The following is a 19,830-nucleotide window of genomic DNA, read 5'->3' as shown; positions in this document are numbered from 1 at the left end:
AGTGGATTAGTTAATTGAGGTGATAGTAATGAAAAATATGCTAGGTAGAGAAATACCAGAATATATAGAAGGTTATGGAAAAGTAACCCCTTTCGAAGGTGCATTTAAACATGTTGGCATTAAAATGAAAAAAGAAGTAAAAGTAAACTCTGTAACTCCTAGTGACGAAAAAGTTTTAAGTAGTATAGAGGAAGTTTTAGAGAAGGTTTCATTAAAAGATGGTATGACAATTTCATTCCATCATCATTTAAGAAATGGAGATCATGTATTAAATTTGGTGGTGGATGCTATTGCAGAAAAAGGAATAAAGAATATTACCTTAGCAGCAAGCTCTCTGTTCCCAAACAATGTGCCTTTAATTGGGCACATAAAAAACAGTGTAATTACTAAAATAGTGACTAATTATATGTCAGGTCCTGTGGCACAAGAAATTTCCAGAGGAATATTAAAAACACCAGTTATAATGCATACCCATGGTGGACGTGCTAGAGCAATAGAAAGTGGAGATTTGCACATAGATGTAGCTTTCATTGCAGCACCTACAGCAGACACATATGGAAACCTTAATGGATTGTATGGAAAATCAGCCTGCGGAGCCCTAGGTTATGCAGTATCAGATGCGCAGTGTGCAGATAAGGTAGTGGCAATAACAGATAATTTGGTACCTTACCCTACTTGCCCTATAGAAATAAGTCAAATATATACAGATTATATTCTAAAGGTAGATTCCATTGGTGATCCAGCTGGAATAGTATCAGGTACTACAAAAATTACTAAGGATCCAGTGGGGCTTAAAATAGCTAAAATGGCAAGTGATGTTATGGTTGCGTCAGGGCTTGTTAAAAATGAAATGTCATTTCAAACAGGTGCAGGTGGGATTTCTTTAGCTGTAGCTGCAGAATTAAGAAAGTATATGAAAGAGAATGGTATAGTTGGTAGCTTTGCGTCAGGTGGAATAACTGGATATCTTGTAGATATGTTTAAAGAGGGATTATTTAGATCATTATTTGATGTGCAGTGTTTTGATTTGCAAGCAATACAATCTTATGTAAGTACTCATAAACATCAAAGAATGTCTGCTTCCATGTATGGAAATCCAGATAACAAAGGTGCAGTTGTAAATAACCTAGACATAGTCATATTAGGTGCTACAGAAATAGACACAAATTTTAATGTTAATGTAACCACTGGTTCAGATGGGGCTATCATGGGTGGTTCTGGGGGCCATAGTGATACAGCAGCAGGAGCTAAGCTTACAATAATTGTTACACAATTAACGAAGGCAAGACTTCCAATTATAAAGGATAGTGTAACTACGGTAACAACTCCAGGAGAAAGTATTGATGTTATTGTAACAGAAAGAGGAATAGCCGTTAATCCAAAGAGGACGGACATAATTGAGAAATTAAAGAAAACTAATCTTCCTATAATGACGATTGAAGAGATGAAAGCAATAGCTGAAAAAATGACAGGTAAACCAAAAGCAATTGAACTTTCGCAGGAAATAGTTGCAGTTATAGAATATAGAGATGGTTCGGTAATTGATGTGGTTAGAAGACCACTATAATGCATAAAATAAAGCTGAAAATAATTATTTTCAGCTTTATTTTATTTATATTAAACGTTGCAATGGTAAACCTATATATATTGGATTTTATCGCATAATAAAGATATAATAGAGTGTAGCGATAATATATCTTCGGGGGGACCAGAAGCTTTCATAAGGAGGATTTCTATGTATGGATTTAACGCTGAAAGAATTAATCTAAAGGATGAAGATGAGGTAAAGAAAGTAAAAGATTTTTTGCAAACATTTGGACTACTACTTGATGATAATGTGGATTATACCATTGTTATTAGAAAAAATGAAGAGATTAAAGCCACTTGCTCTAAGTCCAAAAATGTATTTAAATGTTTTGCAGTTTCAGATGATTTAAGAGGAGAAGGGGTATCCGCTATATTGATGGGAACATTATCGGATAAGCTTTTTGAGGAAGGAATTTATCATAGTTTTATATTTACTAAGGTAGAAAACACAGATATATTTACGTCGCTTGGGTACAAACTTGTGCATAAAATAGAAAATGTAGCTCTACTTGAAAGTGGGATATATGATATAAAAAAGTATTTAAATGATATGCAAGAGGAATACGATATAGATGCAGATATTCAGAAGTCAGCGATAGTTATGAATTGTAATCCATTCACATTAGGACATAAGTATATAATAGAAGAGGCTGCGAGGCAAAGCACAGAAGTCCTGGTATTTATAGTTGAAGAAGATAAATCTTCATTCCCATTTATCTATAGATATGCTATGGTTAAAGAAGGTGTTTCCCATTTACATAATGTACGGGTGATTAAAGGGGGAGAATATATTATTTCGGAAGCTACTTTTCCATCCTATTTTTTAAGAAAAGAAGATGTAATACTAAAGGCATATACAACACTCGATGCATCAATTTTTGGAAAATATTTTTGTGAAACTCTAAATATAACTAAGAGATTTATAGGAAAAGAGCCTTATTGCATCGTTACAAACGCTTATAATGAGGCTTTAAAGGAAATACTACCCACCTATGGGGTAGAAGTTGTAGAGGTAAAAAGAAAAGCGCTTATGGGAGATATTATCAGTGCCTCAAAGGTTAGAAAATTAATTAAGGAAGACAAAATAAGCCATATTGAACATATAGTACCTAGTTCAACGTGGGAATTTTTAAATACTTTGGTAGGAAAGGAGATAATGCGGAAAATAAGGCTCAGCGATTCTCCGCATTAATTACGATATGTATACAGCAGAAGATATATTGCTAGCAAGAGAAAAAAGAATTGAATATCAAGAAGAACTAGTGAAGAGATACAAAATGCCAATATTGGTTGTTAGGGTTAACTATCCAGGCATAAACAAGGATAATCATTATTCACAAGAAATAACTGTGATTATGGATCAAATAATTTGTAAAATGCTTTCTGATTCTATTAATTATAAAAAAATAGTTACAACTGCAGAAGGTCCCATTGTGATTATGTGCATAAATAAGAAAGCAAGGGACATTAAATCGATGACACTTAATTTAGAAGATAATCACATTTTAGGAAGATGTGTAGACTTAGATGTATATGATGAAAAAGGTAGAAGTATTAGTAGAAGGGATTTCGGGTTAGATATGAGAAAATGCTATATCTGTGAAGACGTAGCTCATAATTGTGTAAGAAGCAAAAAACACAACAAAGAAGAAGTTGAAGGATTTATTAAAAGTAGATTTGCAGAATATGGGGAGAAATTTTATGAATAATAAATATTTAATATCCCATGAAGCGTTTGTTATAGCAGGGTACGCAATTGAAGCAATGCTATGTGAAGTGGCTGCATATCCGTCACCTGGGTTAGTGTCATCTATATCAAAAGGGGCTCATATAGATATGGATCACTATTCTTTTATTAAAAGCACCTCGGCTCTAAGTAAGTATATGGTATTGTTTGCGCAGGAAGGATATTCAAAGAGAACTCCCAAAGAAATATTTAAGGCTATTCGTAATATAGGAATAGAAGCCGAAAAAGAGATGTTTAAGGCTACCAAGGGTGTAAACACTCATAAAGGTATGATTTTTCTTTTAGGTATAAGTTGTGCAGCCGTGACCAAAGTGATGTATGATAAGAAAAATTTTGAGGAAATTCAAAATATAATAAAGCAAATGACTAGAGGGCTTGTTCAGGATGAATTATTTTATATGAATAAAGATAAATTCACAAGCTATGGAGAAAAATTATTTTTAAAATATAATGTAGAAGGAATAAGAGGGCAAGTAGAGAGAGGCATTCCTCTAGTTTTTGATTATTCTCTTGGAGTATATAAGGAAAATAAAGCTCAAAAATTAAATAGTAGGTTAATACATACCCTCATATCCATCATGCAACATTGCGAGGATTCGAATGTTCTTCACAGACATTCAATGGATACGTTAAAAGAAGTAAAGGAAAAGGCAATTCATATAATCTCTTTAGGTGGAATGGCTACAGAAAGTGGTAAAGCGGCAGTAGAAGAATTGGACAAAGAATTTACAAAAAGCAACATAAGTCCAGGAGGATCAGCAGATTTGCTAGCCGTAACTGTATTCTTTAATTCTGTAGAGGAATATTTGAGTCTTAACAGAATCTCGTAATTGATTACAATATTTACCTGTTTGGAGGGGTATATGCTAAAGACAAAGAAATATATCGTCATATCATTAATTGTATCTCTATTCGCAGAAATATATTTTTACCCATTAGAAAGTCAACTAAAATTTTCAGTAGGGGTAATTATTTTCAACTTAAGTATACTTATAATGGACGATATGTCAGAATTGAGAATGGCGTTTTTATCTGGCTCACTAATATTCGTAATGAGGAATATTTTTGGAATAGTATTATCACAGTATGGAATTATAGATATAATAGCTTCTAATTTTCCTTCGCTAGTATATTATTTAATCTATGGTGCTTTTATTAATATTACTAAAGTTAGAAAATATAAAGACCGTATAGTTAATACAATTTTATTATTAACATTAATAGATTCGATAAGTAACATATTTGAAGCTATTATGCGAAATGGCATTAATTTATATATTATAAGAATCATATTTTTGGTAGGATTTATTAGGGCGGTTTTATCTTACCTTGTTTACCTCACTTATATTAAACAAAAATTATTTATCATAAATAGTGAACATCAGAAGAGATATACAGAGCTCAATTTATTAATTTCGAATATACATGCAGAAATGTTTTATTTAAAGAAGTCTATGAAAGATATTGAAAAGGTGATGTCAAAAAGCTATTGTTTATATGAGACTTACAAGTATAATGATGATTTAAGAGAAAAAACGTTGGACATCGCAAGAGAGGTACATGAAATAAAAAAAGATCATTATAGAATTTTAAAAGGATTTGAATCACTTATAGATAATTTTGAAAATCAAGATGAAATGACACTCTCAAGTATTTTTACTATTATTAATGATAATACAAGCAGATATATAAAAGAAGGCAATAAAGAAATAATAATAGCATTCCAGTTTAAAAATGATTTTACTATTAGGGCTTATTATAATTTATTTATTATTCTTAATAATTTAATAATTAACAGTATAGATGACTGTGAAAATGAAGGGTTCATTAAAATATCTGAAAAAGAAGATGAAGGTAATATATATTTTGAAGTAACTGATACAGGGAATGGAATTGATGAAGAGATTCTTCCTTATATTTTTAATCCAGGGTTTACTACAAAGTATGATAATATAACAGGAAAAGCATCTACGGGTATCGGACTTTCACATGTGAAAAATATTATTGAAGACTTAGGAGGAGATATAGAGGTAAAATCAGATAGAGTGACGGGTACTACATTTATATTGAAAATACCTAAGAACTCATTGAATGGAGGATAACTGTGGGAAAAAGTTTTTTGATTATTGATGACGATGTTAATATTAGAAAAATGCTAGGCCTTTTAATAAAGAAAAATAACCTTGGAAAAGTTATTTGTGAAATAGATAGTGGTGAAGATGCTGCGCAAGACATTATATTCTATAGCCCGGATATAGTGCTTATTGATTTTTTGTTACCTACAATGGATGGAATTGAAATAATTAAGGATGCAAAGAAGAAAGGGTATAAGGGTAAGTTTATTATGATATCTCAAGTTGAGGATGAGTTATTGGTATCAAAAGCCTATGAAAATGGAATAATTTTTTTTATAAGTAAACCTATAAACAGTATAGAAGTTACTAATGTTATAAGAGGGATATGTCATAATATTGAGCTTGAAAATTCGTTAGCTCTTATAAAAAGTGCAGTATCAAGCTTAAATAATGATAAAAGTATAACAAAGGAATTATTTTTGGATGATCAAATAACTAATATTTTTGCCGATATAGGTATCACAGGTGCTGTAGGGAGTAATGAGCTAATAAAAATTATACATAAAATAATAGATTTTAAAAAAAGGAACCCATCATCTACATATCAGCTACAAAAAATATACAGTGAAATCGCACAGGAGGAATATGGAGATGTAAACATAAATAAAAAGGCATTAGAACAGAGGATTAGGAGAACTATTCAAAAGGCCTTAAAAACTATAGCAGAGATCGGTTGTGATGATTATAGTAGTAGTATTTTTATGGAATATAGCACATTATTATTTGACTTCAAGCAAGTAAGGCAGGAAATGAGACATATAAACAATGATACAAATGAGCCCGGTAAAATAAATACAAAAAAATTTATTGAAAGCATTATTACCAAATTAAGCTCATAAGTATTCAAAACATAGTCCTATAGATAACAAAAAAATACTAATAATATAAAAAGTTAATTTATTTGTGCAAGAGTTCGTAGTTTTGTGTAGTTATTTGTATAATTTGCTTATAATATATAGTATATAACAAAAACATTATCAGGAGGTACAAGAAATGAATTTTAAATTAGATATGATTCAAGCAGTCGCAGTGGCAGTTATTGTTCTATTTACAGGACAAAAAATTAAAAACAAGTTGACTTTTTTAGAAAAGTATTGCATACCAGCACCAGTAATCGGAGGATTGATTTTTGCAATAATCACATTGCTACTAAAAGTAAGTAATATATTGGTTTTTGATATGGATATAACGCTACAAAAATTATTTATGACAGCGTTCTTTACAACTATTGGGTTTACTGCAAGTCTTAAATTACTAAAAAAAGGTGGAAAAGGAGTTTTTATTTTTTTAGGATTATCCGTCGTAATTGTAGTTCTTCAAGATATTACAGGAGTTGCACTTGCTAAGATGTTTGGTCTAAATCCACTTATAGGTCTTTCAACGGCATCAGTACCTATGGTAGGTGGACATGGAACTGCAGGTGCCTTTGGTCCAATATTTGAAAAAGCAGGTGCAGTAGGTGCTACCACGGTAGCAATGGCATCAGCAACCTTTGGCTTAATTATGGGCAGCGTTATTGGAGGGCCTATAGGGAAAAAATTAATTGAAAAAAATAATCTTTCATATCCTATGAAAACGGTTAATTCAAAGGTGCATGAAGAGGCAGCAACAACCAAAGAAGACACTGTAAAACATCTAATTCCCGAGAAGTTTATGGGAGCTGTATCTCAGATTTTATTAGCTATGGGGCTAGGTACAATTATATCAACACTTCTAGAAAAAACAGGGATAACTTTTCCACCATACATTGGTGCTATGTTTGCAGCTGCAATTCTTAGAAATATATCTGATTCTACAAATGCATATAGAATCCATATAGATGAAATCGATGTCATAGGGGGTATTTCATTATCTTTATTCTTATCTATGGCGTTAATGGGATTGAAATTATGGCAATTAGCAGATTTGGCTTTACCTCTAATAGTAATGTTATTTGCTCAGACCATTTTAATGGGGTTATTTGTATATTTCATAACGTTTAATATTATGGGAAGAGATTATGATGCAGCGGTAATGGCCTCTGGTAATTGTGGATTTGGTATGGGCGCTACACCAAATGCAATGGCAAACATGGGGGCTATGACAGCAAAATATGGGATTGCTCCAAGAGCGTTTTTTATAGTTCCGTTAGTTGGAAGTTTATTTATAGATTTTTGTAACGCTGGAGTAATTACAATGTTTATGAATTTTTTTGTGAAATAATAGATATTTAAATTGTACATATTAAATAATTTTGGAAACTAAGCTTATTTGCTTGAGTGTTCCTAATATAATAATCAAAAAAATAGCGAGAAAAAATCTCGCTATTTTTTATTGCATTATAAGAGCATAACAGAGACTTATGAAACATAAGATTACATATAGTGGAAGTATTTTTATGGGATAATTTATATGTAAAAAAACAATTGGTGTACAAGCATATACACTAGATATTTTAACACTGTCACATACATCAAAAGGATTTTATAGGACATACTACATTATTATAGACATAATTATTTAATGCATATTGCTTGGTTAAGAAAAAACATAAAAGTCTGAAAATTTACTTTTTAAAAAGAAGTATTTTGTAGTATTGTGTTTTTATCTGTATAAGCTTATTATAATTATCATATATACTATAATATAATATGATATAATACAAGGAGGATAAAAATGGTTATAAAATTAGACATGATTCAAGCAGTAGCATTAGCAGTTATCGTTCTATTTATAGGTCAAAAAATCAAAAATAAGGTAGGATTTTTAGATAAGTATTGTATACCAGCGCCAGTAGTTGGTGGATTGCTGTTTGTAATACTTACTTTAATACTAAAAATAACTAACATATTAACTTTTGATATGGACATAACGCTTCAAGCAGTATTTATGACGGCATTCTTTACAACTATTGGGTTTACAGCAAGTCTTCAATTACTAAAAAAAGGTGGAAAACAAGTCTTCATTTTTTTAGGAATAACTACGGTACTTATAATTCTTCAAGATGTTACAGGGGTTACACTTGCTAAGATATTTGGATTAAGTCCAATTATAGGTCTTTGTACGGGTTCTGTCCCTATGGTAGGTGGACATGGAACATCAGGTGCTTTTGGCCCATTATTTGAAGCAAAAGGTATAGCGGGTGCCACCACAGTAGCATTGGCGTCAGCGACATTTGGACTAGTTATGGGTAGCATGATTGGAGGACCTATAGGTAAAAAATTACTTGAAAAAAATAATCTTTCTTATCCTATGAAAACGGTTAATTCAAAAACATCTAAAGATGCAACATTATCAAAAGAAGACACTACAAAACAAATGATACCTGACAATTTTATGAGTGCAGCATCTCAGATTTTGTTAGCTATGGGAATAGGTACAATTATATCTGCTCTTTTTGAAAAAGCAGGATTGACTTTTCCAGGATATATAGGAGGCATGTTAGCAGCTGCAATTTTAAGAAATATAGCTGATGTTACAAAGGCTTATAAGGTCCATTTAGATGAAATTGATGTTATAGGAGCTATTTCATTATCTTTATTCTTATCTATGGCGTTAATGGGATTAAAGCTATGGCAGTTAGCGGATTTAGCTTTACCTCTAGTCATAATGTTATTTGCTCAGACAATTCTAATGGCGTTATTTGCATATTTCGTAACATTTAAGGTTATGGGGAGAGATTATGATGCAGCGGTAATGGCTTGTGGACAGTGTGGATTTGGTATGGGAGCTACACCAAATGCAATGGCGAATATGAACGCTATGACATTAAAATATGGTCATGCCGAACGTGCATTCTTTGTTGTTCCATTAGTGGGAGGTTTATTTGTAGATTTCGTTAACGCTGGAGTCATTACAACGTTTATGAACTTTTTCATTAAATAATAAACACTTTTAATCTTACAAATTCTATACTTTAACGACATTTCAGAAGAAAAGTATGTATTACTTAAAATACATGCTTTTTTTAGTAAGTTAAAAATTAAGCTAATAATCATAAATAGCGAGAAAAAATCTCGCTATTTTAATTATACCTTGATAAAAAAAACTATGGACTTTATAATTGTGTTATAAGCTTAAGGGAAGGTGACGAATGGGTACAATTAATGATTATTATAACCAGGTTATATGCACTATTAATGAAGGCGTTATTGTTATAGATAAGAAAGGCATCATAAAAATCATTAATAATGCTGCTGAAAAAATGTTGAAGGTTAATGCAGAAAGTAGCATAGGGAAACATATTTTAAAAATATTTCCTTATGGTGAATTATTAAGTATAATTGAAAATAGAGATGAACAATTAAATATAAAAGAGGGTAAATTTATTATAACCCGTAAAGTAATAACCCAAAATGGCGAAGTCATAGGTGCACTCCAAATATTTAGTAAAAAAACGGAAAATAAGATATTAATGAATTCACAAAGAAATGGAAGAATAGACGAAAATATTTTGAATACAATTTTTAATGCTGTAAAAGAATGTGTAGTTGTAGTAGATCAAAATGGAATAATAACTATGATGAGCGATGAATATAAAGAATTTATTAATTGCGAAAATCCAGAGGGAAAACATGTAACTGATGTTATAGAAAATACAAAATTACATATAATAGCGAAGACTGGTAAACAAGAGTTTGGAGAAATTCAAGAAACTAATGGACATAAGATAATTTCTATAAGAATTCCTATAAAGAAAGATGGTAAAATTGTAGGGGCCATTGGGAAAATAATGTTTAAAGATTTAGACAATTTTAAAATATTAAGTAATAAGATAAACAATTCACAAAAAGATGCTGAATATTGTAAAAATGAATTAAGCACAGATCAAAAAGCAATATATACTTTTGAAAACATTATAGGCAATAGTGTTAAAAGCCGCGAGGTAATGAAACTCGCCAGAAGAGTAGCTAAGATAGATTCAAACGTTTTAATTACTGGTGAAAGTGGAACGGGTAAAGAACTCTTCGCGCACTCCATTCATAATGCTAGTAGAAGATGCCAAAAGCCTTTTATAAAAATTAATTGTGGAGCTATTCCAGCACAGCTTTTTGAGTCGGAAATGTTTGGTTATGAAGAAGGCGCTTTTACTGGTGCTAAAAGATCAGGTAAGAAAGGCAAGTTTGAACATGCAAATGGCGGGACAGTCTTATTAGATGAAATTGGTGATATGCCTATGAATATGCAAGTTAAACTCCTAAGAGTTATTCAAGAAAAAGAATTAGTTAGGGTTGGCGGAAATGATGCTATCAAAGTTGACATAAGAATTATTGCGTCAACTAATAAGTCATTAGAACAGTTAATTAAAGATGGAAAGTTTAGAGAAGATTTGTATTATAGGTTGGATGTTATGCATTTAAAATTACCCTCATTAAGAGAAAGAGTAGAAGACATTGATGAATTGTCTAATGCATTAAGGGTAAAAATATGTAAAAAATATAATATCTACTCGGAGGGCATTTCAAGGGAGGCTATTGATTGTTTGAAATCTTATAACTGGCCGGGCAATATAAGACAACTTGAAAATGTAATAGAAAGAGCTATAAACCTGCTTGATACAGATATTTCTATAATGCCAAGACATTTGCCAGAAAAGATAATTAATGGTAAATTAAAAAAATATTCATTAGAAAATAATTATTTAAAAGATGTTGTTGAAACTATTGAGCAAGACCTTATCATGGAATGTATAAAAAAAACAGGAGGGAATAAAAAAGAAACTGCAAAAATATTGGGACTTAGTAGGGCTGGATTGTATAAGAAATTAAATAGGTATAATTTAATGAAATTAGCGAATCTACAATAGTACACATGTAAACTATGGTTACATGTGTTGTTTTTATATTAAAAATAGTTGCAGTGGTACAAATGGGGATTGTAAAAAAAATTATATGCTTAGGTGTATCAATACGTTGAAAATACTTTTAGTGATTTTTTTAACAATTAGGTTATAATATTAACAAGCTCAAGATGGGTAAGTGTATGGGGTTATTAGTGTTAACTAAGTTTACAGTCGTAGTTATAATTTGTTTTAAAAAATTGGCAGAGGTTGGTATAGTAAGAGTTGTAAGATTGTGCACACTTGGCATGGAAATTGCTAGTAATAAATATATAGGAAAAAACAAAAGCATATAATAAATTCCTATTATGTGGTAATAATATACTAGAGAAATAAATAAACGGAGGGTTATAATATGAGAGAAGTAGTAATTGTAGGAGCAGCAAGAACAGCAATAGGATCTTTTGGTGGAGGATTATCAAAAGTATCAGCTGTAGAAATGGGAACTGTTGCAGCTAAAGAGGCTATAAAAAGAGCAGGAATTAAACCAGAACTTGTAGAAGAAGTTGTTATTGGTAATGTAATACAAGCAGGACTTGGACAGAATGTTGCAAGACAAATATCAATACATGCAGGCATTCCAGATGAGGCTTCAGCACTTACAATAAATAAGGTTTGTGGATCAGGACTTAGAGCTGTAAGCATGGCAGCACAATTTATAATGTGTGGAGATGCGGAAGTAGTTTTAGCAGGCGGAACTGAAAGCATGAGCAACGCTCCATATGCACTACCAAACAATAGATGGGGTGCAAGAATGGGAGACGGAAAAGTAGTTGATACTATGATTAAAGACGCTCTATGGGATGCGTTTAATGACTATCATATGGGAGTTACAGCAGAAAATATTGCAGAAAAGTGGAACATAACTAGAGAAGATCAAGATCAATTTGCTTTGAAAAGTCAATTAAAAGCTGAAAAAGCTATAAAAGAAGGTAAATTCAAAGACGAAATCGTTCCAGTGGTAATCCCTCAAAGAAAGGGCGACCCAATAACATTTGATACAGATGAATTCCCGAAATTTGGTTCAACTATAGAAAAATTAAGAAAATTAAAACCAGCATTTAAAAAAGACGGTACTGTAACAGCAGCTAATGCATCAGGAATAAATGACGGTGCAGTTATGTTTGTAGTAATGTCAAGGGCTAAAGCAGATCAATTAGGACTTAAACCTCTAGTTACAATAAAATCTTATGCATCAGGTGGAGTAGATCCGAAAATAATGGGATATGGTCCAGTTCCAGCAAGTAAAAAAGCATTACAAAAAGCAGGAATGACCGTAGCTGATTTAGATTTAATAGAAGCTAACGAAGCTTTTGCATCTCAATCATTAGCTGTAGCTAAAGATTTAGGCTTAAATCCAGAAATAGTAAATGTTAATGGTGGGGCTATAGCACTTGGACATCCAGTAGGAGCTTCAGGTGGAAGAATACTTATTACATTAATATATGAAATGATAAAAAGAGATTCTAAAACAGGACTTGCTACATTATGTATAGGTGGCGGTCAAGGAACTGCGATTATCGTTCAAAGATAATAGCAAAAAAGGATCAGCAAAAAAATGCTGGTCCTTTTTTAGTTGATAGAAAATAAAGTAATTATTAATTAATATTCAGAATATTAATTAAGTAAGGATTTAATTTAAAATTTTGATATAAATGAAGATTAAGTAAAATTTAAGAAGCTTTTAATAATAATGTTATATAATATTAAAGAATAACTGCTAATAATATGGTATAATTATAAGGATAGGAGTGATATAGATGGTTAAAATAAAAAACGCTGTGCCAAACATGTTCACCTTAAGCAATATGTCTTGTGGAATTTTATCTATACTTATGAGTTTTGACGGAAATTATAAATTAGCAGCGGTATTTATTCTTTTAGCAGGAATATTTGATAGATATGATGGTAAAATAGCTAGGTTTTTAAATGTGGATAACGATTTAGGTAAAGAACTAGATTCATTATGCGATTTAGTATCTTTTGGTTTGGCACCTTCAATATTAATATTTAATATTTATAATTTCGCAGGGCTTGGGTCAATTGGGTATTTAATGGTTTTAATTTTCCCAGTAGCAGGCGCATATAGGTTAGCGAAATATAATATTACAGATTTTGATGGGGTTTTTTCAGGAATTCCTATTACTGTTACAGGCACATTTTTAGCACTGTATGCTTTATTTATGTTTAACAAAGCTTCAAATTTAGGGTCGACTATGATTTTAATGGTTATATTATCTTATTTAATGGTAAGCAAATTAAAATTTAAAAAACAATAGTTAAACAATTATAATGAAAAAAAATTTATAACGCAATTATAGTAAAAACCTCACTTTATAGTGAGGTTTTTTTAACGATATTTCAGAAGGTGAGTTTCCTACGCATATAAGTGGGGCACATATTATAGCAAAAATAAAATTTCAGTGCGAATATAAATCATCTTCTGGAGTCGTCAATTCATCTTCGTAGAAGATGTGCAGCTTCGCAGAAGATGATTTAATCTCTAAATTTATAATAATATTCAGGGGTATCTTCAGTAATAACCTTAAATTCATAACCTGAATCTAGATAGTATTTTATGATTTCAGGTAGAGCTTTTACAGTGTTTTTATTATTAAAATTGCAGTGCATAAGGAGTATGGCTACATTTTTATTTCCTTTAATTATTTTTGAATTTTTAATAAGTTGTGAGACACTTAAATTAGGGTTTATACCATCAGATAAATTAACATTCCAATCATATACTTTAAAATTGTTTTTATGAAGTTTCTCTAAATTAGAAGCATTTAAGCGTTTAGCGCTACCGCCAGGAAATCGAATAACTTTAGGAGCAAAGCCAGTGACTTCTTCAATTTTGTTGGAATCTTTTTTCATTTCATAAATAAACTCATCTGTACTTCTATATATTTTTTTAAAATTATGACTGTATGTGTGAAGACCTATACCATTACCCTCATTATATATTCTCTTAAGAATTGATTCCTTTCCTTCAATTTCTTTTCCTACTATAAAAAAAGTAGCTTTTACATTTTGTTTTTTTAATACATCTAATAAAGCATCGGTAACAACGTATGTAGGACCATCATCAAAAGTTAAATAAACAAATTTTGAAGTTTCAATATCGCCAGCAGATTTTAATGACGGACTACATGGTATAAATGCCTGGCTGTTTTTCTGTATATTGGATATATGTGGACTGCTAGATAATAAGAAACAAATAATAGTGGTAGCAAAAACAAGGAAAATACTTTTTTTTCTAAAACTCATATTATCACACACCTTTAATTTTGTCGTAATTAGTATACCCAAAGAAAAATGTATTAAAGCAGTATATTTTTATATGTAAAATTTTTATGTAGCGTGTAATAGGGATTTATAGATAGGTAGTATATCATCACCACAGGTGATGATAATTATGTTAAAGTAGGGCAAGAACATATCTGATGAATTGTTGACATTCAATACTCAAATTTTGTATAATTATGTTGTTTGATAAAGTTGGAATCTTCTAATTTGTATGGAAAAATAAATTGATAAAATTTTTAAATTATAAATTTGAACATAAAAGATAAGAGGAGGATATACTATGCAACAAACGCCGAATGCTAATAGGCTTCATATAGCTATATTTGGAAAAAGAAATGTAGGGAAATCAAGTTTGATTAATGCAATTACGTCGCAGGATATTGCATTAGTATCTGATTTAGCAGGAACCACAACAGACCCAGTTTATAAGGCAATGGAGCTACTTCCAATAGGTCCTGTTGTTATTATAGATACTGCGGGGTTTGATGACGAAGGCGTAATCGGAGAACTTAGAATAAAGAAAACTAAAGAAGTTATGGACAAAACTGATCTAGCACTTTTGGTTATTGACGGTAATGAGGAAGATTTATTATTTGAGAAAACATGGTATGAAGATTTAAAAAAAAGAAAAATACCTGTAGTTGGAGTCATCAATAAAGTAGACAAAAATGAAGTATCACTCAAGGATATTCAAAAGGTAATAGATCTAACTTTTGTTAATGTTAGCGCTAAAGATAAGACCAATATTGATGGGTTAAAAAAAGTAATTATGGCTAATGCGCCAGAGGATTTTGAAAAATGCACGATTGTCGGTGACATAGTAAATCCGAAGGCAAGAGTAATAGTTGTAGCACCACAAGATATCCAAGCACCAAAGGGGAGACTAATACTACCACAGGTTCAAGTAATAAGAGATCTTCTTGATAATGATGTTATGGCACTAGTGGTAAAGGATAGTGAACTAGAGGACATTTTAGCCGCGCTAAAGGACAAACCAGATTTGGTGATTACGGATTCGCAGGTATTTAAAAAAGTCAATTCTATAGTACCAAAAGATGTACCACTTACTTCCTTTTCTATACTTATGGCTAGGTATAAAGGAGATTTACGCACCTTAGTTAAAGGGGCAAAAGCTATAGATACATTGAAACCAGGAGATAAGGTACTTATAGCAGAAGCTTGCACCCATCATCCACTTGTTGGAGATATAGGGCGAGAAAAACTGCCTATATGGCTTGGGGAAAGGGTAGGTGGAAAGCTAGATATAACGATTTGCGCCGGCAGCAGTTTTCCAGATGATTTAAGCGGATATAAGCTAATAGTTCATTGTGGAGCCTGTATGGTTAATAGGCAGCAATTCATGTCAAGGATTAAGAAGGCTAATATAGAGGAACTGCCTATTACCAATTTCGGTATAGCTATAGCACATATAAATGGTATATTGGATAGAGTACTTAGTGCGTTTGAAGAAGATTCTTTTTAAAGAAAGTTTTTTGAAAAGTATTATATAAAATTAATATAGGGGTAATTTAACTTGAATTTAAATCAACAATTTCAGATGTGCAGAGGGACGTAATTGATAGGACATACTCAATGGGTACTTATATACCTATAAAGACAAAAAAGGGAATGAATAAAGGTGTTGCACACAGAGTCAAAGAGGTATATAGTTATGTGGGAATAGCGGCTAGTAAATTTGAAACTATTAAATGAATTGGATAATATTACATTAGAATTAATGAAGAGGCTGTCAAAATTAAAGCTAAAATAAGGGATAAAAGAGAATTTATTTTAAAATTTTGGGTATAATACTTTAAATATACCCATAATAATTGAAATTTTAACCATTAATGGTTTATTATATTTAACTTTAGGTTGCAACAGTATATATTAATTTTAGTTCAGTATTATTATTAAATACAGGTAGATAAAAAGAATTTAAAAAAATAAGTTGACTTATTGATTATATAATTTAGAATGTAACATATATAATAATATGAATTAACAATAGAAAGGGGTAGTTTAAATGAAGAAAAAAATATATATTGATGGAATGAGTTGCTCACATTGTGTAAGCCATGTAAAGGAGGCATTACTCGATATTGGTGCTAGTAAATTAAAAGTAGATTTAGAAGAAAAATTTGCAGTAGCAGAATTTGAAGACGAAACAACTGATAATGACATTACGGAAGCTATTGAAGAAATAGGATATGAAGTTACTGAGGTAGAAGAAGATTAATATAAAAAAATAAAAAGTTTACCAATATTGGTAGGCTTTTTTTCTGTCTACTTTTTCATGCCCATTATATGTAGAAACTATAAATATTGGGTAAATAATTAGAAGAAATTATTTGCCCAATATAATATATGAATTTTTTAAAAAGGTACAGATGCATTTTCCTTAATTATTATAAAAATATTAATTATAAAATTTTAATTGAACATTTATTTTCTTATCTTGTATTTCTAAAATAACATATGAATACCATGGTTCACGTCTTTTACACGTGGGTGAACCTGGATTTATCATGAGTACTTTATTTTTAGTCAAAATAAGTGGCTGATGAGTGTGTCCAAAGATGATTATATCAACTTTATCATCTATAAATTTATCATAGGCTGTATTTAGTGTGCTTTTGCTATTACCATGGCCGTGATACAAACCAATTTTATATCCTTCCACAGATATAATTACTTTTTCTTTTAGTAAATCTCTGATGTATCCTTTATCATTATTTCCCCATACTCCAACAAAGTTCTTATGCTCTTTTAATTTTGACACGACGCTTGAGGAAATATAATCACCTGCATGAATTATCATGTCGGCTTCTTTAAATATATTATTTATTAATTTAAAAAGTTTATCATTATGTTTTTTCGCATGAGTATCAGATAATATCGCAATTTTCATATTTCATCACCTTATAATATTATAGTATTTTATATTATTATTTGCTACATAATTAGTATGTGCGATATATGATATTTCTGTTATAATTATTATATAAATAAAAAGGGTATATTTTTACATTTATTGTGAAGTTTTAGATTTTTATTAAAGCGCAAGGAGAAAAAATGGGGGAAATAGAAGACACGGTCTTAATGTTAGAGCAAACAGGAATAAATATAAAAAACGAGAGATCTTTGCACTCATCCATTAAGCAATGGTATGCGGTGCCAGGGGACAGATTAGAAGTAAAAGTAGATAAATATATAATTGATTTGGTAAGGGAAGATTCATTAATTGAAATACAAACGAAAAATTTTGGTGCAATTGGCAATAAGCTTAGAGAATTGGTTAAGTACAATAAGGTTATGCTAGTACACCCTATAGCTGTTGAAAAATATATAGTAACAACAGAAAAAACTAATAAAGTAATTAGTAGAAGAAAATCTCCTAAAAAAGGTAAAGTGGTTGATTTATTTGATGAGTTAATTAGAATACCTGATTTAATGGCGGAAGAAAATTTTATACTGGAAATCTTAATGACTAAAGAAGAAGAGATACGGTGCAAGGATGGTAAAGGAAGCTGGAGAAGAAAAGGAATAAGCATTGTGGATAGAAAGCTTTTAGAAGTAGTAGATAAAATAACATTTAGAGAAGTAAAAGATTTTTTTGAATTTTTACCACAAGAACTACCAGTGAATTTTACCAATAAACAATTAGCGAAAACATTAAAAGTTACGGTATACAAGGCAAGAAAAATTACTTATTGTTTTAGACAAATGAAGATTATAAAAGAAGTAGGAAAGATTAAAAATGAACTTATATTTGAGAGGGTGTGAAGAATGGATAATAAACCTAAAGTTATCACATTTATGCTGATATCCGCTTTTGCATTTATAGGAGCTCTATTAATTATTAAACCTCAATTCAATTTTTTAGTTCTGCCTCCACCTTTAGGGTTTATATCTGCTATGTGTGCAGGAGCAGCCTATACCTTAATCCGATGTTTAAGAGATAGAGAAAAAGCATCGACTATCGTATTTTATTTTTCTTTTGTTTCAGTTGTATCAATGTTGAAAAAAAAGTTAAAGATTAATAAAAAAACTATTACTACAAGTCGGAGGTCAATTTTAGAATTATAGGAGGAGTAATATATGGATAAGAAAAAGGTTTACGTAACAAGAATAATCCCCAATGAGGCTATTAAGCTTTTAAAAAAGCATTTTGATGTAGAAATTAATCCTCAAGATAGAGTTTTATTAAGAGGAGAGCTCTTAGAAAAGGTAAAAGGTAAGGATGCAGTTTTATGTCTCTTGACTGATAATATTGATAAAGAGGTATTTGAGACAGCTGGTGAAAAATGTAAGATATTTGCTAACTACGCAGCAGGGTACAGCAATATTGATACAGCTGCAGCGACTCAAAGTGGAGTAATAATTACAAACACTCCGCAGGTACTGGATGATGCGACTGCTGACTTAGCATGGACACTGCTAATGGTTGTATCTAGAAGAATCATTGCAGCAGATAAATTCACAAGAAATGGTGCTTTTCAATCTTGCGATCCTATGATGTTTCTTGGACGTGAAATCACGGGTAAGACTTTAGGAATTGTAGGAGCAGGGAGAATTGGTTTTAATTTTGCAAAGAAAGCCAAGGCTTTTGATATGAAGATACTTTATACTGATTTGTTGCGAAATTATGAAATGGAAAAAGAATTGGGTGCTATTTATGTGGATAAAGAAGCATTATTAAAGGAAGCGGATTTCGTTTCATTACATGTACCACTTTCACCTTCTACCAGACACTATATTAGTGAAAAGGAATTTTCTGTGATGAAAAACACTTCAGTTATTGTTAATACATGTAGTGGTCCAGTAATCGATGAAAAAGCATTAGTTAAAGCCCTTAAGCAAGGTGAAATATGGGGAGCTGGGCTTGATGTATTTGAACATGAGCCAGACATTGAACCAGAGCTTCTCGATATGTACAATGTTGCAATTGTTCCACATATTGCCTCGGCTACGATGGAAACAAGGACAAAAATGGGATTAACTGCAGCTAATAATATTATTAAAGTATTGAATGGTGAAAAGCCGGATACTTGTGTTAATGTGGAAGTATTAAAATAATGTTCCCAATAAATCACTCCCATTCAGATTAACGAAGGGAAGTGATTTATTTTAATTGTAATAATATTCTGAGAACTTTATTGACTTTTATTTTGCAAAATGGTAATATAATGAAATGAATAAGAGAATCAGATAACATTTACAGGGTGGAATTAAAC

At 31.0% G+C, this 19,830-nt stretch carries 19 protein-coding genes; 17 read left to right on the top strand and 2 right to left on the bottom strand.

Features of this window, described 5'->3' with window-relative positions; all coding sequences use genetic code 11:
• Positions 1-28: 28 nt before the first annotated feature.
• The 12 genes from citF (at position 29) to pssA (ending at position 13,566) form a co-directional block, all read left to right on the top strand.
• Positions 29-1,567 carry a citrate lyase subunit alpha gene (gene citF / locus KTC94_RS08785; RefSeq protein WP_220320360.1) on the top strand — a complete coding sequence of 513 codons (1,539 nt, stop codon included), beginning with the start codon at positions 29-31 and terminating at the stop codon, positions 1,565-1,567.
• Between the two features lie 168 nt (positions 1,568-1,735).
• Positions 1,736-2,779, top strand: coding sequence for a [citrate (pro-3S)-lyase] ligase (citC, locus tag KTC94_RS08780; RefSeq protein ID WP_220320361.1), 1,044 nt, complete (start codon positions 1,736-1,738; stop codon positions 2,777-2,779).
• A gap of 7 nt (positions 2,780-2,786) precedes the next feature.
• Complete coding sequence (gene citX, locus KTC94_RS08775; RefSeq protein WP_220320362.1) at positions 2,787-3,296, top strand: citrate lyase holo-[acyl-carrier protein] synthase; 510 nt, start codon at positions 2,787-2,789, stop codon at positions 3,294-3,296.
• Positions 3,289-4,164 (top strand): triphosphoribosyl-dephospho-CoA synthase CitG, encoded by an 876-nt coding sequence (gene citG, locus KTC94_RS08770; RefSeq protein ID WP_220320363.1) that lies wholly within the window; start codon positions 3,289-3,291, stop codon positions 4,162-4,164. The genes citX and citG overlap by 8 nt, the downstream gene beginning before the upstream one ends.
• A gap of 33 nt (positions 4,165-4,197) precedes the next feature.
• Complete coding sequence (locus KTC94_RS08765; RefSeq protein WP_220320364.1) at positions 4,198-5,436, top strand: ATP-binding protein; 1,239 nt, start codon at positions 4,198-4,200, stop codon at positions 5,434-5,436.
• 2 nt (positions 5,437-5,438) lie between these two features.
• Positions 5,439-6,308: a response regulator gene (locus tag KTC94_RS08760; protein WP_220320365.1), complete on the top strand. Its 870-nt coding sequence runs from the start codon at positions 5,439-5,441 to the stop codon at positions 6,306-6,308.
• 154 nt (positions 6,309-6,462) lie between these two features.
• Entirely contained in the window at positions 6,463-7,671 is a 1,209-nt protein-coding gene (gene gltS / locus KTC94_RS08755) for a sodium/glutamate symporter (protein WP_220320366.1), read from the top strand.
• Positions 7,672-8,124: 453 nt separating this feature from the next.
• Positions 8,125-9,333, top strand: coding sequence for a sodium/glutamate symporter (gene gltS / locus KTC94_RS08750; protein ID WP_220320367.1), 1,209 nt, complete (start codon positions 8,125-8,127; stop codon positions 9,331-9,333).
• 208 nt (positions 9,334-9,541) lie between these two features.
• Positions 9,542-11,254, top strand: coding sequence for a sigma 54-interacting transcriptional regulator (locus KTC94_RS08745; RefSeq protein WP_220320368.1), 1,713 nt, complete (start codon positions 9,542-9,544; stop codon positions 11,252-11,254).
• A gap of 176 nt (positions 11,255-11,430) precedes the next feature.
• Positions 11,431-11,583 carry a hypothetical protein gene (locus KTC94_RS08740; protein ID WP_216302204.1) on the top strand — a complete coding sequence of 51 codons (153 nt, stop codon included), beginning with the start codon at positions 11,431-11,433 and terminating at the stop codon, positions 11,581-11,583.
• Positions 11,584-11,642: 59 nt separating this feature from the next.
• Positions 11,643-12,821, top strand: a complete 1,179-nt coding sequence (locus KTC94_RS08735; RefSeq protein ID WP_216302203.1) for an acetyl-CoA C-acetyltransferase — start codon at positions 11,643-11,645, stop codon at positions 12,819-12,821.
• 226 nt (positions 12,822-13,047) lie between these two features.
• Positions 13,048-13,566, top strand: coding sequence for a CDP-diacylglycerol--serine O-phosphatidyltransferase (gene pssA / locus KTC94_RS08730; RefSeq protein WP_165413341.1), 519 nt, complete (start codon positions 13,048-13,050; stop codon positions 13,564-13,566).
• A 217-nt stretch (positions 13,567-13,783) separates the two neighbouring features.
• Here the strand turns inward: pssA and KTC94_RS08725 are convergent, their stop codons facing one another.
• A complete protein-coding gene (locus KTC94_RS08725; protein ID WP_220320369.1) occupies positions 13,784-14,554 on the bottom strand; it encodes a polysaccharide deacetylase family protein in 771 nt (256 codons plus the stop codon).
• A 319-nt stretch (positions 14,555-14,873) separates the two neighbouring features.
• Between KTC94_RS08725 and hydF the strand changes: the two genes are divergently transcribed.
• Positions 14,874-16,076: a [FeFe] hydrogenase H-cluster maturation GTPase HydF gene (hydF, locus tag KTC94_RS08720; RefSeq protein WP_165413343.1), complete on the top strand. Its 1,203-nt coding sequence runs from the start codon at positions 14,874-14,876 to the stop codon at positions 16,074-16,076.
• A gap of 543 nt (positions 16,077-16,619) precedes the next feature.
• The gene (locus tag KTC94_RS08715; RefSeq protein WP_165413344.1) at positions 16,620-16,832 is read left to right on the top strand and encodes a heavy-metal-associated domain-containing protein; all 213 of its coding nucleotides are present in this window, start codon (positions 16,620-16,622) and stop codon (positions 16,830-16,832) included.
• 180 nt (positions 16,833-17,012) lie between these two features.
• On the opposite strand, the gene KTC94_RS08710 is transcribed toward KTC94_RS08715, so the two are convergent.
• Positions 17,013-17,504, bottom strand: a complete 492-nt coding sequence (locus KTC94_RS08710; protein WP_165413345.1) for a metallophosphoesterase — start codon at positions 17,502-17,504, stop codon at positions 17,013-17,015.
• Between the two features lie 164 nt (positions 17,505-17,668).
• Between KTC94_RS08710 and KTC94_RS08705 the strand changes: the two genes are divergently transcribed.
• The 3 genes from KTC94_RS08705 to KTC94_RS08695 are packed head-to-tail and all read left to right on the top strand — an operon-like array spanning position 17,669 to position 19,672.
• Positions 17,669-18,379: a hypothetical protein gene (locus KTC94_RS08705; RefSeq protein WP_216303874.1), complete on the top strand. Its 711-nt coding sequence runs from the start codon at positions 17,669-17,671 to the stop codon at positions 18,377-18,379.
• A gap of 3 nt (positions 18,380-18,382) precedes the next feature.
• Positions 18,383-18,682 carry a hypothetical protein gene (locus KTC94_RS08700; RefSeq protein ID WP_216303873.1) on the top strand — a complete coding sequence of 100 codons (300 nt, stop codon included), beginning with the start codon at positions 18,383-18,385 and terminating at the stop codon, positions 18,680-18,682.
• 12 nt (positions 18,683-18,694) lie between these two features.
• Positions 18,695-19,672 carry a D-glycerate dehydrogenase gene (locus KTC94_RS08695; RefSeq protein WP_216303872.1) on the top strand — a complete coding sequence of 326 codons (978 nt, stop codon included), beginning with the start codon at positions 18,695-18,697 and terminating at the stop codon, positions 19,670-19,672.
• Positions 19,673-19,830 lie beyond the last annotated feature (158 nt).

Source organism: Clostridium sp. CM028 (genome assembly GCF_030585565.1).
Taxonomy (GTDB): Bacteria; Bacillota; Clostridia; order Clostridiales; family Clostridiaceae; genus Clostridium_AD; species Clostridium_AD estertheticum_B.
The sequence above is the reverse complement of the archived record's forward strand: the minus strand, read 5'-3'. Positions and strand labels throughout refer to the sequence as shown.